A 13,833-nucleotide genomic window follows, 5' to 3' on the forward strand; every position below is an offset into this window, starting at 1 on the left:
TTAGCGATTGTAGCGTGAGCAAAACACCCGCCGAATCATTGGGTCGAGGTTTCCCTCGCTGTAGGAGAAGCGCTGGTTAGTGGTGCCGCACGACGGCGTTGGAATCTCCCGAGGTGCCGTCGTCACTGAGAATCCTGAACAGCAGCCAGGCGAGCACCGCGAGGATGATGAGCGGAATGAACTTGAACACCAGGCCGAGCGCCCCAATAAACGCCGTGAACAGCGCGACAATGGCGGCGATAATGCCAACGACCCCGCCGAAAATAGAGGCACCCTTGTGGTCGCGCCAGCCGTAGTATGCGACCGCGCCCGCAAGGCACGCGATGATGACTGCGATGATCGTTGTCTTCAGCATGTGGCACCCGGCTGTAGAAATCGAGGATGTGGAGGGAATGACGGGAATCGAACCCGCGTCTTCAGCTTGGAAGGCTGAGGTATTAGCCACTATACGACATTCCCATGCGCTTGCGCGGATTGAATTCTATCCCATTGGGCCACCCGCGCACAAAAAGGGAACCTTACGGCCGGCCCGATCGTTGGACCCATGTGCTCATCATTCTCCTCCTCGTCCTTATCGCCGCAGTCGTCTTCGCGCTCAGCCGCTCCGGCGGCGGCTCCCGCAAGCAGCTCGAGCAAGCCCAGCTTGACGACGCCTTAGCGGACGCCAAGCGCTGGACCGATCGCCTCGGCTCCCAGGTGCTCACCCTCACGGGCAGCGATACCGCGTCGTCCCAGGCGCTTGCCGACGCCTCCGAGCGCTTCACCGCCGCCTCCGCCGCCCTTAGCGACGCCCGCACGCCAGCCCAGGCCCGCCTCGCCCGCGAATCCGCCCTCGAGGGCCTCCACTATGTAGGAGCTGCCCGCGAGATCATGGGCCTGCCCGCTGGTCCCCCGCTGCCCGAGCTCGAAGGCCAGCGCCGCGCCGGCCGGGTGACCGAGGAACGCACCATTACCCAGGAAGACGGCTCCACCCTCACCGCCTCCCCGCACGCATCGTCGCAGACGCCGCATTACTACCCCGGCGGCGCCGTGGCCGGCCGCCCCGTCCCTGCCGGCTGGTACTCCTCCGCCTGGTGGGCCCCGGCCATGATGACCGGCATGTGGGCGACGAGCTCCATGATGATGTACTCCGCCATGTTCGCCGGCATGGCCGGCACCCCTCCGGCCGAGGAATTCGCCGCGGGCGACTTTGGTGGCGAGGGCGCTGCGGATGCTGCCGGGGATCTAGGCGGCGACGGCGGCGAGGATGCCGCCGGGGACTTCGGCGGCGACTTCGGGGGAGATTTCGGCGGCGACGGCTTCGACTTCGGTGGATTTGATTTCTGATCCCGCCCTTGTCGCCGGGCGGCGGTTGCAAGCAGTGAGTTCGCCGCGTGCAGGGTAAACCCCGACCACACTGACCCGTGGCAGCGGGTGGCTTACCACTCTGCAGACACTAGCAGTGCGGAAGAACTCCCCGGGTCGTCGTCGGGTGGCGCCGGGGCGGTAGACTTTTGGCGTCGTCAAGCATAAAGGGCCAAGAATAAGGAGCCGCGATGCGCATTGCCGTGCTGCTAAAGGAAGTCCCCGACACCTATAGCGACCGCGAGATGAACCTAGAGACGGGGTTGACGGACCGCTCGGGGGACGTCGTGGTCGACGAGGTCGGCGAGCGCGCCGTCGAGGCTGCGCTGCGGATTGCCGAGGCAGCCGGAGAGAGCGAGGTCGAGGTTCTCAGCGTCGGCCCGGTAGGTTCCGTCGACTCCATCCGCAAGGCGATCGCGATGGGCGCGTCCGAGGCCTACCTCGTCTCCGACGAATCGTTAATCGGCGCCGATCTCACGCTCACGGCCGAGGTGCTCGCGGCGCTGGTCAAGCGCGGCAGCTACGACCTCGTGGTCGCGGGCGCGAGCTCCTCGGACGGCGGCGGCGGGGTGGTCGCATCGCTCATCGGCGAGCTGCTCGACTACCCGGCGCTGACCAACCTCACCGAGTGCACCGTTGAGTCCGGGAAGGTCTCCGGCACCCAGGCGAGCGACGGCGCCGAGGTTACGCTCAGCGCCGATCTGCCGGCCGTCGTGTCCGTCTCCGACGGATTTGCCGATGCCCGCTTCCCCAACTTCAAGGGCCTCATGGCGGCGAAGAAGAAGGAGATGAACAAGGTTACGCTCGCAGAACTCGGCGAGTACGGCGTCGACCCGGAGGATTGGACGCGCCCGCGCTCGATCATGGTGTCCATCGCCCAGCGCCCCGAGCGCGAGCGCGGCGAGATCATCAACGGCGGGCCACAGGCCGCGGCAAAGCTGGTCGATTTCCTAGAGGCCAAGGGCCTGACCAACAAGGAGGAGAAGTAAATGGCAGGCGAGATCCTCGTCGTCATCAACCCCACCTACGACGGCTCGCTCGACCCGGCCGCCGCGGAGCTTATCGGCGCCGCCGCCCAGGTGGGCACGCCCGTCGCGCTCACGCTCGAGCCCGCCCACGCAGACGGGCTCGGCGCGCTCGGCGCGCAGCGGGTGCTTACTGCCGAAGGGGCATCGCTTATCGACGCCACCGTCGCCGCGGCAGACCTCCTCTACCCCGACGCCGTCGTCGGGTCGCACTCGGTGCGCGGCCGCGACGCCGCTGCCCGCGTGTCCGCGCGCTTACGCAGGGCGCTGCTTACCGACGCCGTGGGGCTGCGCCGCGACGACGAGGGAATTGTCACCGACCACTCCAACTACGGCGGGGCGTATACCGCGGTGGCCGCCGCGACGCACTCCGCGCCCGTTATCACCCTGCGCCCGGGGGCGGTGGAGCACCGCGCCCAGCCCGCTTCCCCGGCAGTGGAGGCGATCGACGTGGAGGCCTCCGGCAGGCGCGAAGTGAGCGTGGATAAGGTCACGCCGATCGAGCGCACGAGCACCCGCCCCGAGCTCGCCACCGCGGACAAGGTCGTCGCCGGCGGCGTCTCGCTCGGCTCGGAAGAGATGTTTGAGGAGCTCGTCGGCGGGCTTGCCGACGCCCTCGGTGCCGCCGTCGGCGCGACCCGCTCCGCCGTCGACGAGGGCCAGGTCCCCTACGAGGCGCAGATCGGCCAGACCGGCGTGGTCGTGGCCCCGAAGCTCTACATCGGCCTCGGCATCTCCGGGGCGATCCAGCACCTCGTGGGCATGCAGACCGCCGAGACCATCGTGGCCATCAACAACGACGCCGACGCCCCGATCTTCGAGCTCGCCGACTTCGGCATCGTCGGCGACATCTTCGACCTCGTGCCCGCCATCATCAGCGAACTCAACGCCAGGAAGTAGAGAACACATGCAGATCCCGCTTCGCCGTGGTCTCCCCCGCGTTCCCGCTGGCGAGCCCTGGCCGCCGGCCGGATCGTTCGTCGAGCTAGACGTCCCAAACGAAGCCCCGCGCAGTCCCCTCAACGAAGCCCCCGCGGGCGACCTCGCCGCGGTGGCGGTGCGCCAGGGTTTGCCGCGTACCCCGGGCGGGGCGGCGTTCCCGCCCGTCGACGTCGTCATGTTGCCGCTGCCCGCGGCGGCCGCGGGTGCCACGGCCGCCGAATCGGACCAGACCAGTGCCGCCCCCGCGGGCGAGCTCACCGCGGTGGCGGTGCGCCAGGGTTTGCCGCGCACCCCGGGCGGGGCGGCGTTCCCGCCCGTCGACGTCGTCAAGCTGGCGCTGCCCGCGGCGGCGCTCAAGGGCCGCGAGGACGAAACCGCCCAGCCGGAGGCGGAGACCCCCTCGACGCGCGAGCCGAGGGCAGCGCAGAGCCCGGCCCCCGGGGCCCAGCCCACGCAACCGGGCACCGCCCGCCCCGGGCGCCTGGCCGCTTGGGCGGCCGCGGCATTATCGGCGGGTTTCGCCTTCGCCATGGCCGTCCTCTTCGCCCGCTACCTCGTGAGTACCGAGTGGGGCGAGGGATTTACCACTCGCTTCGACGGGCGCCAGCCACTGCCCGCCGGCGCACCTGTCGGCCTGCCCGCGTGGCTGAACTGGGCGCACTTCTTCAACATGTTCCTCATGGTGCTCGTCATCAAGACAGGCCTGAGCGTGCGCCGGGAGCGCCGACCCGAGGCGCTGTGGGCGCCGCGGGGCAACCCGCGCGCGAAGATCTCGCTGACGCTGTGGCTCCATCTCGCCCTCGACATCGCGTGGGTCGCACTCGGCGCGGTGTTCTACGTCCTGCTCTTTACCACCGGGCAGTGGGTGCGCGTCGTGCCGACGAGCTGGGAGGTCTTCCCCAACGCTCTATCCGCCGGGCTGCAGTACCTCACGCTGCACTGGCCCGCGGACAACGGCTGGGTGCACTACAACGCCTTGCAGGAGCTGACCTATTTCGCGGTGATCTTCCTCGCCGCCCCGCTGGCGATTGTCTCCGGGGCGCGGATGAGCCCGGTGTGGCCGAAGGGCTGGACGTTTATGCCGGTCTCGGCGGCGCGCGCGATCCACTTCCCCACCATGATCTTCTTCGTGGTCTTCATCGCCAGCCACGTCGCCTTGGTGGCGCTGACGGGGCTGCGGCGCAACCTCAACGCGATGTTCGCCGCGCGTGGCAGCGTCGACCCGGCGGCCTACGCGACCGACTGGACCGGCACGATCATCTTCCTTATCGCCCTCGCGGTTGTCGCCCTCGGCGCGTTCGCGGCGCGGCCGGTCTTCATCGCCCCGCTGGCGCGGCTGACCGGCACCGTGTCCAACCGCTAGGCCCTCGCCTCGCCGGTGCGGCGCCACGAGCCGTCGACACGCTCGATCGCTCCTGCCTCCGCGAAGGCCTCGAGCCAGCCCTCCATCGGATACGTGCCCCACTTCGAGCGGAAGTACTCGGCGTTGTTGACGATGTCGTCGAGGTGCTCCCACGGCGGGGAGGAGACTGGGTGGTGCTGGTGGAAGGCGTGGGCGCCACCGACCCAGTACAGGGCGATCCCGTGCGCGGCAAGGTTGCGGGCGAAGTCGGTGTCTTCCCCGCCGTAGCCGGTATAGCCGGTGTCGAACCCGCCGAAGTCGCGCTCGATGCGCTCCCACGTCTGCGCGCGCATGCCAAAAGAGAGCGACCAGAACAGGTTGTATTCCTGCGCCGCTATCACCTCGCCCGGCGCTGGGTTGGGCCGGGCCGGGTGCGGGTCGGGTTTCACCGTGCGCAGCTCGCCGGGCGCCATGTAGGTCACGGGCCCGGCGACCACCGCGTCGGGGTGATTCGCTAGCGCCCGGCAGTAGTATTCCACCAGCTCACCCGAGCACACGCAGTCGGCGTCGAGGAAGACCAGCACGTCCGCGCCGCGCTCGATGGCCGTGCGCGCGCCGAGGTTGCGGGCAGCGGCAAGGTTGCGGGTGCCCGACACGACGTGGGACTTCGGCACGGCCTTGCGCAGCACAGGGGCGTCGGCAAGCGCCACGGTGACATGGTCGGTGCCCTCCGGCTTGAGGTTGACCTGGTGGGTGAGGTGGGCGGCGCGGGAGGAATCGGCGAGGGAGACCAGCGCGATCGAATCCGGCCGCGCCCCGCCAGCGACCTCGGAGATCACCCGCGCCGCGCGCTGGGCCGCGCCCGCGGTCTCCCAGCGCGACCAGTCGGGCCGCAGCCGCCCCGCGCGCTCGAGCAGCTCCGGCCACTGCGCGGGCGAGGGAAAGGACTCCGCGACAACGGCAAGGCCGGCGCGGGCGAGCTCGCGGGCGGTGGCCTTCTGCTCGATGAACGGCCGCGGCTGCGGCAGGACGACCGCCGGCGCACCGGCGACGGCGATATCCGCCACCGAGTTTTGCCCGCCCGCAATGACCGCCACCCCGGCGCGGGAGAGCAAGGCGGAGAGCTCCCCCGGGTCCTCGATCCGACTGTCCCCTGTGAGGAAGGTAAACCGGTAGCCCGCGCAGGCGTTTTCCACCGCGTCGAAATCTTCCGGCTCCCAGGTCGACCCGCCGCGCCCCGCCATGACGACGACGTGGCGGGGGTCGCGCCCGCCGCCGGGCCCCGCACCGGGGGCGCGCTCAAGACGAGAGATGCCGCCGACGGCGTGCACCCGGTCGGCGTGCGGGCGCAGGTGCTCCGGCAGCGGGACCCATCCCGGCCAGGCGGCGATGATCGCGTCGGCCTGGGTGTAGGCGAGCTGATGGGGGGCGTCGTCACGCAGGCCCGGCATGGCGAGGGTGATCACGGGCACCCCCATGAGCCGCACGAACGCCCCGACCTCCACCGAGACGTCGACGTAGAAGGCTTTCGGGTTGTACCGCTCGACCCAGGCCGCGATCTCGGCGAGGCGCTGGCGCAAACCCGGGTTGCCGTAGGGAGCGTAGTGCAGGCTCGCCCCGGCCGTCATCGCCCGGCCGTGGGGGCGCAGGTGCTCGTCCATGGCGTCATCGGCAAGCACGACGTCCGCGCCCGGCGCGGTGGAGAGGATGGCGCTGTCCTCCCCCAGCTCCGCGAGCTGGCGCTGGATCTGCCTGCAGCGCTGGATGTGCCCGGCGCCGTGGTGGTGGGCGTAGATTCCGATCATGTCACGATCGCCTCCTGATAGAGCTGGGTGTAGCGCCTGGCAGTTTGCACGAGCGAGTGGTTGGCCACTACCCACTCGCGGACGCGATCGCGCCGCACGTGCATCGCGGCGTGGATCGCCCGGGCCAAGGACATCACGTCATCGGGCTCGGCGAGGCGGGCGGGCGCGCCGGCTAACAGTTCGCCGAGCCCGCCGCGGGCGAAGGCCGCAACGGGGGTCCCGCAGGCCATGGATTCGAAGGCGACGAGCCCGAAAGGCTCCTCCCACCGCGGGGTGACCACCGTCACCGCGCAGGCGCCCACCAGAGAGCGCAGCGCCGCGTGGGAGAGCTCGCCGAGCCAGCGGATGTTCCCGCCGCGCAGGCGCGGGGCGATCTCCGCCTCAAAGTAGGCGTGGTCCCCCTTGCGGCCCGCCAAGAACAGCGGCACGCCGAGCAGGCGGCAGGCGTCGATGGCGAGGTGGGGGCCCTTCTCCGGCACGAGGCGCCCGAACCACACCGCGGCGGTCCCGCCCGGCCCCGGGGTCCACTCCGCCACGTTGACGCCGTTGGGGATCACCTGGATCGGCCTGGGGGTGCGCCACTGGCCCGCCGTCGCGTGGCTCACCGCGGCAAACTCGCCGGCTTCGGCGCCGGCGCGGGCGATGACACGCTGCAGGTCGTCGATAACCGGGGTGTGCAAGGTCGTGATCATCGGCAGGTGATCCGGCGAGTGCTCGGAGGGGAAGATCCACGGGTTGAGGGAGTTGTTGTGCACGACGTCGTAGCCGCGCCGCACCAGCAGGCGCCGCAGGCGCACGAAGGCGCGGTCCTCCCGCTCGCGCTCGCCCGGCGGGTAGCCGGTATCGCTCGCCTCTTCCGGGTGCGCTCCCCAGTTCACCCCGGGCAGCTCCAGCTCAGCACAGTGGCCGTCGGACCCCTTCGCGGCGAAGAGGTCGACGTGATGGCCCTCAAAGCGCAGCGCTTTGACCATCGTGTGGCAAAAGGCTTCGAGCCCGCCCGCGTAGGGCTCGCGGATGGGGTAGCGCGCGGGCGCGACGAAGGCGATACGCAGCCCGGCGGGGCGCGAGATCGCGGCGCTGCTTGCCACGGTCACTGTCATCGGCCGCGCACCCCGCCGCGGGATTTCGTGCACGCCCGCGCGTAGGCCTGGGCGTGGGCGTCGCGCACCTGCTCGAACTGCGCGGCCCGCGAGCCGGCGTAGGCAACGGGGCCGCGCTCAAGGAGGAGGCGCACCGCGCGGGCCGCGCTCGCGCCGTCCCCCGGCGCGTAGGCCTCAACCGCCCCGGGGGCGTCGGCCTGGCCGGCGTAGCAGCCGATCGCGGGGACCGCGACAGTGGTGCCGTGGTCGCGGCACATCTCCAGCCAGCCGGAGTGCGTACCCCGCGTATAGGGCAGGACGCAGGCGGTGAGCCTTGCCACCTCGCGGTGGAGGGCGGCATCATCAAACGGGTCGTGGACGATGAGCTCGGCCTTACCCGCAAGCTCGCCGGCAAGGCTGCGCACCACGCGGGGGTCAGCGTCGCGGTGGATGAACACGCGCAGCGCGACGGCCTCGGCGATGGCGCGGTAGAACGCTGGCTCGTTCACGACGTTCGAGCGCAGCGATTTGAGGAATACCCCCGCGACGGGCTCTCGCCGCGCCGCGGCCGGGTTCAGGGTGATCGCCGGGTGCGGCACCACCGTGATGTCCGCGGCCCCGAAATCGCTGCGCAGGCGCTCGGCTGCGCATTCGGTAAGCGTGAGCACCTCATCCGCCGCGCCGATGAGGGTGCGCAGGCGCTCGTGATGGGCGGCCTGCTCGGGCGCGGTGGACAGGTGTGGGTTGTCGATGTCGTGAACGGTGAGCACCATTGGTAAGTCGATGGCGTCGGCGAGCTCGGCGATCTGCGTAGGCGAGCGGTGTTCGAATCCGAAGTGGATGTGGACGAGGTCAGCCTCCCAGGCCCGGGGCCGGGCCTCCCAGAAAGACGCCTCGAAGGCGGGGTGGGGCCACCAGTGCCCGCCTATGTCCGGATCGGGCAGGTACGACACCCCGGGAGGGCGAATCGCCTGGGTATAGGGGTGTTCGGCGGGGATTGACAAAACCCGCACGTCGCGCACGTGCTCAGTCACCCCACCAATATAAACAATTGCGCATCCCACCGTCGGCCGGGTGCTTGCTAGATTGGTCCCCATGCCCACACTCACCGTCGTTGGCAACTGCCAGGCCGAATCCTTGCGCCGACTGCTCTCTAGCGCCGGCGGGTTCGACTCGAGGCGCATTGCCCCCGTCCACGAGCTCGAGCGCGAGGACATGGGGTGGCTGGGTGAGCTGCTTGCGGGAACCGACGTCCTCGTGGCCCAGCCGATCCGCGATCAGTACCGCGGCCTGCCGGTGGGTACCTCGCAGCTCATCGCACAACTCCCGCGGGGCGCGGTGAGCGTGATCGTGCCCGTGCTGCGTTTCGACGCCCTCATGCCTTACCAGGCGATCATCCGCGACCCGGAAGATCCCTCGCTCAACCCTCCCGTCGTGCCCTACCACGACCTGCGGCTGCTGGCGGCCGCAGCGCGTGGGCGCGACGCCGCGCTTCGCCCCCGCCCCACCCCGGAGGCACTGCGGCGCGCCCGGGACTACTCCATCGAGCAGATCCGCTCCCGCGAGCGGCGCCACGGCACGGTTGTGGTCTCCGATTATCTGGAGACCTCGCCCGTGTGGCACACCGTCAACCACCCGGATAACGCGACGCTGAGCGTGGCTGCTGGGCGAGTGCTTGCCGCGCTGGGGATCGACGCAGACCCGGTCGCGCCGGACTACGAGATGCTCGGCGAGCTCGACGCTCCCGTCGATCCGGAGGCCGCCGCGGCCCTCGGGGTGAGCGTCACCGGGCGCGACCGCTGGTTCCGCCGCGGGGAGGGGCCGTTGGCGGGAGACGAGATCGTCCACGCCCAGTTGGATTTCTACCGCGCCCGCCCAGCGCTGGTTGCGCACGGCATGCAGCGCCACGCCGAGCGCCTGTCGATGCTCGGGTTGGCCTAGGGCACGAGGGGCGAGATGTCAAAGATGCACCACCTGATTGTCGGGCCCGCCGGTCACGGGGTGACCGCGTATGCCGAGCGCCTCGCCCGTGAGGTGGGGGCCGAGGTGATCCGCGAGGAGGAATATGGCGACTCAGCACTGCCGCCCGGCCCCATCCACGTCGCCTTTACCGACCACCTCTTTGGCTCCTCGCCGCGGGAGGCGCTCGAGGCACTGCTCGGGCGCGTGGGCACGCGGCCGCTTTCTGTCTCTTTCCACGACGTCCCGCAGCGCGCGGAGGGCGAGCGGCGCTTCGAGCGCCGCGCCGCCGCCTACGCTGCGCTGGCCGCGGCGGCGGAGCTCGCCGTGGTCAATTCCGAGCACGAGGCGCGCTTTTTTGCCGCCCGCGCGCCGGGGGCGGCCGTGCGGGTGATCCGGTTGCCGGTAGAGCCCATCGATTCCCCCTTCGACCCTGAGCCCGCGACCGTGGGCGTTGTCGGGTTTATCTACCCCGGCAAGGGCCACGAGGACCTCATCGAGGCGCTCGCGGGCACCGAGTACCGCCTCCGCTTCCTCGGCGGCGTATCTGCCGGCCATGAGCGGTGGGCGCGCTCGCTCGAACGGCACGCGGAGATCACCGGGTGGCTCTCGGATGACGAGCTCGCCCGCGAGATGGGGCGCATCGCGGTGCCCGTCTGCGCCCACCGGCACTACTCGGCCTCCGGCTCGCTCATGACCTGGCTGGGCGCGGGCCGGTGCGTGCTCGCCAGCGACTCGCCCTATACCCGCGAGATCGACGCCTGGATGCCCGGGCGCATATCGCTGGTCGAACCCGGCAGTTGGCGGGAGGCTGTGAGCACCTACCGCCCGCGCCGTGTCGCCCCGCCCGTCCACGGCTGGGACGCCGTCGGCGCGATGTGGCAGAGGGAGTGGGCGGCATGTGGCCTGATGTAAGCGTCATCATCCCCTACTACGACAACCCCGCCGGGCTGCGGGAAGTCTTAAGCGCCCTGCGCGCGCAGGACTACCCGGGCCGGGTGGACATCGTCGTGGCGGACGATGGCTCCCCCACGCCAGCCTCGCGAGAGCCATCGCTCGCCGGTGCGCTTGCGGGGGTCACCGTGGTGCGCCAGGAGGACGAGGGGTTCCGCGCAGCCGCGGCGCGCAACCTCGGGGCCGCCGCCGGTTCTGGGGAGGTCTTCGCGTTTATCGACGGCGACACCGTCCCCACACCCGGTTACCTCACCGCCGCGGTGGCCCGCCTGAGGGATGACGACCACACCGTTGTGGTGGGCAGGCGGCTTGCCGGGGGCCGGTTCGCCGAGCCCGCGTGGCTGGCGGAGGGCTACGCGGCTACGGGGGATCTCGCCCGGGCCGATTCGACGTCGTGGCGCTTGATCATCTCGGCGGTACTCACGGTCCCTGCGGGGTTCTTCCGCGAACTCGGTGGGTTTGACGAGGGCTTTCGTGGCTACGGCGGGGAGGACTGGGAGTTTGGGTGGAGGGCCTGGAACGCCGGCGCCCGGTTCGTCCGCGAGCCGGCCGCGCTCGCGATCCACCCGGAGCCGGATTTCGGGGCGCGCTTTGCGCCCGATGAGGGGGGCGTGAGGGAGCAAAGCGCGGTGAAAAACGCCGAGACGATCGCGCTGGCGGCGCGCATCACGCACCCCATCGCGAGGCCCGCCGGGGTGGTCTTCCCCACCGCGGACGTCGCCGTGAGCGTGCCTGAGTTCGACTCGCCCGGCGCGCGCGAGGCGGTGATCTCCTCTTGGCTGCGTATCGACGCCCACGTCTATACCCCTGGCCCCGTGCCCACGCTTTTTGTCGCCGACCCCCGGGTGAGCGAGGGCGCTCCCGGCGACGAGCGGATCCGCGTGGAGCTGGCCGGCCCGTGGTGCCTCAAAGAGGCCGAGGCCTTCTACCGGGCAGCGACGGATGCGTCCCTGGTGCTTGGGGACGCATCCACGGTGACCTCCGCGCGCGCCCGTGCGCGCGGGGCGGCCCCGGCCGCAGCGACAGGCCCTGCGCTCGGCCTCAACGAGGCGCCGGGGCCGATCCGGCTCGAGCGCTTATTCGCCGGTTGGTGAGCCGCCAGCCCGCTTAGTACCCGCTTAGTACCCCGCTTAGTTCTGCGGCAGCTCAGGCGCGATCCCGGTGTCCTCGTAGCCCGCGAGGATGTCGATGCGGCGCTGGTGGCGCTCCTCGCCCGACCACTCCTGGCCGATGAACGCGTCGACGATGGCGAGGGCTTCTTCCTCGGTGTGCATGCGCCCGCCGATGCCGATGAGCTGGGCGTTGTTGTGTTCCCGAGCGAGCCGGGCGGTCTCGACCGACCAGGCGAGGGCGCAGCGCGCGCCCTTGACCTTGTTCGCGGCAATCTGCTCGCCGTTACCGGACCCCCCGAGCACGATGCCGAGCGAGCCGGGATCCTCAACGGTGCGCTCCGCCGCGGCGATACAGTACGCCGGGTAATCGTCGGCGGCGTCATACGAGTGCGCACCGCAGTCGATGACCTCGTGGCCCTGGGCCGCGAGGTGCTCGGCGATCTGGTTTTTACGCTCATATCCGGCGTGGTCTGCTCCAAGGTAAATTCGCATGGCCCCGATTCTATCGGAGCATGTAAGCCGTGTTCACTCCCCAGACCGGGCATTCCAACACTCATTTAGAAAACGCTGTTATGACGTAAAAGCCCGCCCCAATTTGCCACCGGCACTGCGCAGCAATTAAGGTTAGGCTACGCTAATCCGGCGCCTTCTCCCGCGCACAGCCCATGCTGGGTGCGGCCCGTCCTCAGGAGGGCCACATGTTTGTCGCCGCTGTCCTCGTCGGCTTGCGCGAAGGTCTCGAGGCCTCCCTCGTCATCGGGATCCTCTACGCCGCCGTCAACCGCAGAAGCGCCACCCAGGCGCGCACGACGGTGACGCTGGGCGTGGTCCGTGCCGCCTTGATCTGCACCACCCTCGGGGCGGTGCTGACCTTCGGCCGTTCAACTTTGTTGACGGCGCCGCCGAGCAGGGGCGAATGAACGCTGGGGGGTTCTTTATAGCGTTCACCCGCACCCCGGATCGCTTTGCCACCGTGCACCGCTCGATGGCGCACGACGACATGTTCGTCGAATACCTGAAAACGACGAATACGGGAACATTCCTCGTGCCGCCGAGGGTCGGCACGGAGGGCTACATCGGCCAGCCTCTCTTCGCTTAAGCTCCAGGGTGGCACCCCGGCGCCGGGGCTAGATCAGGCTCGGGTTCACGCCAAGGTTGGAGGAGCCGAAGTCACCTGCGGTGGGGCTGAAGTCGCCGAAAGAGGAACCAAGGTCTCCGACGGACGGGCTGATACCGGAGGATCCAAGGTTGCCAAACGAGGATCCCATGTCGCCGAAGGACGACCCAAGGTCACCAACCGAGGAGGTCGGGGCGATGTCGCCGATGCTCTCCGGGCCGATTTGGACGTTGATCGGAGGGAGTGCGGGAGCTGGTGGGAACAGGGGACCGTGGATCCATTCGAGGTAGAGGTCTTTGATAGGACCCTGGACGATTTCCTGAATCTGGAGGATCAGAGACACGATGCGGCCTTTCTTCCGATAGATGCAACTTTTCGCATCAAAGAATAGCACTTATTTAGGAGTACTAAAAGGGCCTCGCCACATCGATCCGGGAAAAATCACGGGTGACTACGCAACCGAGATGCCGCCTGCCGTCCATCCCCCTTCGCCATTGCCCGCTACACTTGTGGGGCCTCAGTACGAGAGCGTTTGAGCTCGAAAAAATAGGGATAGGCAGCAAGGCGAACAGCGGCGTCGAAAAGCTCACCAGCCTCCTCCCCTTCCGGCACGCGAGTGATCACGGGGCCGAAAAACGCGGTGTCGCCGAGCTTGATCACCGGGGTGCCCACGTCATCGCCGACGGCCTCGATGGCGGAGGCATGGTAACCACGCAGCGCGTCGTCGGCCTCGGTGCTCTCTGCGACCTCGGCGAGGGAGACCGGCAGCCCGATCTCGTCGAGCGCGGCCGAGATGAGCTCGCCGTAGGCTCCGTGGCCGGTCTTGGCGCCGTTGCCCTCGGTATGGATCTTCGTGCCCAAGGCGTCGTAGTACTCGCCGACCTTTTCGGGGTAGTCCTGCTTGATCGCGGCGGCAACGCGGGCGGGGCCCCAGGCCGCCTCCATGCCCGCGAGGTAGTCGGCGGGGAGGTCTCGGCCGTCGTTAAGCACGGCGAGCGACATGGGCACCCACTCGACCTGGATCTCGCGCACTTTCTCAACTTCCTTGATCCAGCGGGAGGTCTGCCAGCAAAACGGGCACACCGAGTCAAACCAAAACGTCACTGTATGTGTCATGTCCCCCACTCTAGCGCCGTCTGGGAGGCGGGTAGCCT

The 13,833-nt window shown here is 69.5% G+C and carries 16 protein-coding genes and 1 tRNA gene; 9 read left to right on the forward strand and 8 right to left on the reverse strand.

Going from position 1 to position 13,833, the window contains the following annotated elements; genetic code table 11:
• Positions 1 to 76: 76 nt before the first annotated feature.
• Positions 77 to 355, reverse strand: coding sequence for a hypothetical protein (locus tag C3E79_RS08575; RefSeq protein ID WP_108404541.1), 279 nt, complete (start codon positions 353 to 355; stop codon positions 77 to 79).
• Positions 356 to 384: 29 nt separating this feature from the next.
• A tRNA-Gly gene (locus C3E79_RS08580) sits at positions 385 to 459 on the reverse strand.
• 87 nt (positions 460 to 546) lie between these two features.
• Here C3E79_RS08580 and C3E79_RS08585 point away from each other — a divergent pair.
• The 4 genes from C3E79_RS08585 to C3E79_RS08600 all read left to right on the forward strand — a co-directional run bounded on the left by C3E79_RS08585 (position 547) and on the right by C3E79_RS08600 (position 4,674).
• Positions 547 to 1,326 (forward strand): hypothetical protein, encoded by a 780-nt coding sequence (locus tag C3E79_RS08585; RefSeq protein ID WP_108404542.1) that lies wholly within the window; start codon positions 547 to 549, stop codon positions 1,324 to 1,326.
• Between the two features lie 209 nt (positions 1,327 to 1,535).
• Positions 1,536 to 2,333, forward strand: a complete 798-nt coding sequence (locus tag C3E79_RS08590) for an electron transfer flavoprotein subunit beta/FixA family protein (RefSeq protein ID WP_108404543.1) — start codon at positions 1,536 to 1,538, stop codon at positions 2,331 to 2,333.
• Positions 2,334 to 3,269: an electron transfer flavoprotein subunit alpha/FixB family protein gene (locus C3E79_RS08595; RefSeq protein WP_108404544.1), complete on the forward strand. Its 936-nt coding sequence runs from the start codon at positions 2,334 to 2,336 to the stop codon at positions 3,267 to 3,269.
• Between the two features lie 7 nt (positions 3,270 to 3,276).
• Positions 3,277 to 4,674, forward strand: a complete 1,398-nt coding sequence (locus tag C3E79_RS08600; RefSeq protein ID WP_108404545.1) for a cytochrome b/b6 domain-containing protein — start codon at positions 3,277 to 3,279, stop codon at positions 4,672 to 4,674.
• On the opposite strand, the gene C3E79_RS08605 is transcribed toward C3E79_RS08600, so the two are convergent.
• From C3E79_RS08605 to C3E79_RS08615, 3 genes are read right to left on the reverse strand one after another with little or no spacing between them, the layout of a single operon-like run.
• Positions 4,671 to 6,458, reverse strand: coding sequence for a glycosyltransferase (locus C3E79_RS08605; RefSeq protein WP_108404546.1), 1,788 nt, complete (start codon positions 6,456 to 6,458; stop codon positions 4,671 to 4,673). The two genes, C3E79_RS08600 and C3E79_RS08605, sit on opposite strands and share 4 nt — an antisense overlap.
• Positions 6,455 to 7,558: a glycosyltransferase gene (locus C3E79_RS08610; RefSeq protein ID WP_108405132.1), complete on the reverse strand. Its 1,104-nt coding sequence runs from the start codon at positions 7,556 to 7,558 to the stop codon at positions 6,455 to 6,457. The genes C3E79_RS08605 and C3E79_RS08610 overlap by 4 nt, the downstream gene beginning before the upstream one ends.
• Positions 7,555 to 8,571 (reverse strand): glycosyltransferase, encoded by a 1,017-nt coding sequence (locus tag C3E79_RS08615; RefSeq protein WP_108404547.1) that lies wholly within the window; start codon positions 8,569 to 8,571, stop codon positions 7,555 to 7,557. The genes C3E79_RS08610 and C3E79_RS08615 overlap by 4 nt, the downstream gene beginning before the upstream one ends.
• A 61-nt stretch (positions 8,572 to 8,632) precedes the next feature.
• Between C3E79_RS08615 and C3E79_RS08620 the strand changes: the two genes are divergently transcribed.
• Genes C3E79_RS08620 through C3E79_RS08630 form a run of 3 tightly spaced genes read left to right on the forward strand, consistent with a single transcriptional unit; the run spans position 8,633 to position 11,544 of the window.
• Entirely contained in the window at positions 8,633 to 9,478 is an 846-nt protein-coding gene (locus C3E79_RS08620; protein ID WP_108404548.1) for a WcbI family polysaccharide biosynthesis putative acetyltransferase, read from the forward strand.
• 15 nt (positions 9,479 to 9,493) lie between these two features.
• Positions 9,494 to 10,411, forward strand: a complete 918-nt coding sequence (locus C3E79_RS08625) for a glycosyltransferase family protein (RefSeq protein WP_235840712.1) — start codon at positions 9,494 to 9,496, stop codon at positions 10,409 to 10,411.
• Positions 10,396 to 11,544, forward strand: a complete 1,149-nt coding sequence (locus tag C3E79_RS08630; RefSeq protein WP_108404549.1) for a glycosyltransferase family 2 protein — start codon at positions 10,396 to 10,398, stop codon at positions 11,542 to 11,544. The genes C3E79_RS08625 and C3E79_RS08630 overlap by 16 nt, the downstream gene beginning before the upstream one ends.
• Before the next feature lie 36 nt (positions 11,545 to 11,580).
• On the opposite strand, the gene C3E79_RS08635 is transcribed toward C3E79_RS08630, so the two are convergent.
• Complete coding sequence (locus C3E79_RS08635; RefSeq protein WP_108404550.1) at positions 11,581 to 12,054, reverse strand: ribose-5-phosphate isomerase; 474 nt, start codon at positions 12,052 to 12,054, stop codon at positions 11,581 to 11,583.
• 206 nt (positions 12,055 to 12,260) lie between these two features.
• Here C3E79_RS08635 and C3E79_RS08640 point away from each other — a divergent pair, with 206 nt between their 5' ends.
• Together C3E79_RS08640 and C3E79_RS08645 are read left to right on the forward strand one after the other, a co-directional pair.
• Entirely contained in the window at positions 12,261 to 12,482 is a 222-nt protein-coding gene (locus C3E79_RS08640; protein WP_108404551.1) for an FTR1 family protein, read from the forward strand.
• On the forward strand, positions 12,479 to 12,661 hold the full coding sequence (locus tag C3E79_RS08645; protein ID WP_108404552.1) for a Dyp-type peroxidase domain-containing protein: 183 nt from the start codon (positions 12,479 to 12,481) through the stop codon (positions 12,659 to 12,661). The genes C3E79_RS08640 and C3E79_RS08645 overlap by 4 nt, the downstream gene beginning before the upstream one ends.
• A 28-nt stretch (positions 12,662 to 12,689) precedes the next feature.
• Here C3E79_RS08645 and C3E79_RS08650 read toward each other — a convergent pair whose 3' ends face one another.
• Positions 12,690 to 13,022, reverse strand: a complete 333-nt coding sequence (locus tag C3E79_RS08650) for a hypothetical protein (RefSeq protein ID WP_108404553.1) — start codon at positions 13,020 to 13,022, stop codon at positions 12,690 to 12,692.
• Positions 13,023 to 13,180: 158 nt separating this feature from the next.
• Positions 13,181 to 13,795 (reverse strand): DsbA family protein, encoded by a 615-nt coding sequence (locus C3E79_RS08655; RefSeq protein ID WP_108404554.1) that lies wholly within the window; start codon positions 13,793 to 13,795, stop codon positions 13,181 to 13,183.
• Positions 13,796 to 13,833: the final 38 nt, after the last annotated feature.

The organism is Corynebacterium liangguodongii (assembly GCF_003070865.1).
In the GTDB taxonomy this organism is placed as follows: domain Bacteria; phylum Actinomycetota; class Actinomycetes; order Mycobacteriales; family Mycobacteriaceae; genus Corynebacterium; species Corynebacterium liangguodongii.

Excerpts from the sequence above, each read along its gene's own strand:
- C3E79_RS08575 (WP_108404541.1), bottom strand. The coding sequence starts at position 355 with ATGCTGAAGACAACGATCATCGCAGTCATCATCGCGTGCCTTGCGGGC.
- C3E79_RS08590 (WP_108404543.1), top strand. The coding sequence starts at position 1,536 with ATGCGCATTGCCGTGCTGCTAAAGGAAGTCCCCGACACCTATAGCGAC.
- C3E79_RS08595 (WP_108404544.1), top strand. The coding sequence starts at position 2,334 with ATGGCAGGCGAGATCCTCGTCGTCATCAACCCCACCTACGACGGCTCG.
- C3E79_RS08600 (WP_108404545.1), top strand. The coding sequence starts at position 3,277 with ATGCAGATCCCGCTTCGCCGTGGTCTCCCCCGCGTTCCCGCTGGCGAG.
- C3E79_RS08605 (WP_108404546.1), bottom strand. The coding sequence starts at position 6,458 with ATGATCGGAATCTACGCCCACCACCACGGCGCCGGGCACATCCAGCGC.
- C3E79_RS08610 (WP_108405132.1), bottom strand. The coding sequence starts at position 7,558 with ATGACAGTGACCGTGGCAAGCAGCGCCGCGATCTCGCGCCCCGCCGGG.
- C3E79_RS08620 (WP_108404548.1), top strand. The coding sequence starts at position 8,633 with ATGCCCACACTCACCGTCGTTGGCAACTGCCAGGCCGAATCCTTGCGC.
- C3E79_RS08625 (WP_235840712.1), top strand. The coding sequence starts at position 9,494 with ATGTCAAAGATGCACCACCTGATTGTCGGGCCCGCCGGTCACGGGGTG.
- C3E79_RS08630 (WP_108404549.1), top strand. The coding sequence starts at position 10,396 with ATGTGGCCTGATGTAAGCGTCATCATCCCCTACTACGACAACCCCGCC.
- C3E79_RS08635 (WP_108404550.1), bottom strand. The coding sequence starts at position 12,054 with ATGCGAATTTACCTTGGAGCAGACCACGCCGGATATGAGCGTAAAAAC.
- C3E79_RS08640 (WP_108404551.1), top strand. The coding sequence starts at position 12,261 with ATGTTTGTCGCCGCTGTCCTCGTCGGCTTGCGCGAAGGTCTCGAGGCC.
- C3E79_RS08645 (WP_108404552.1), top strand. The coding sequence starts at position 12,479 with ATGAACGCTGGGGGGTTCTTTATAGCGTTCACCCGCACCCCGGATCGC.
- C3E79_RS08655 (WP_108404554.1), bottom strand. The coding sequence starts at position 13,795 with ATGACACATACAGTGACGTTTTGGTTTGACTCGGTGTGCCCGTTTTGC.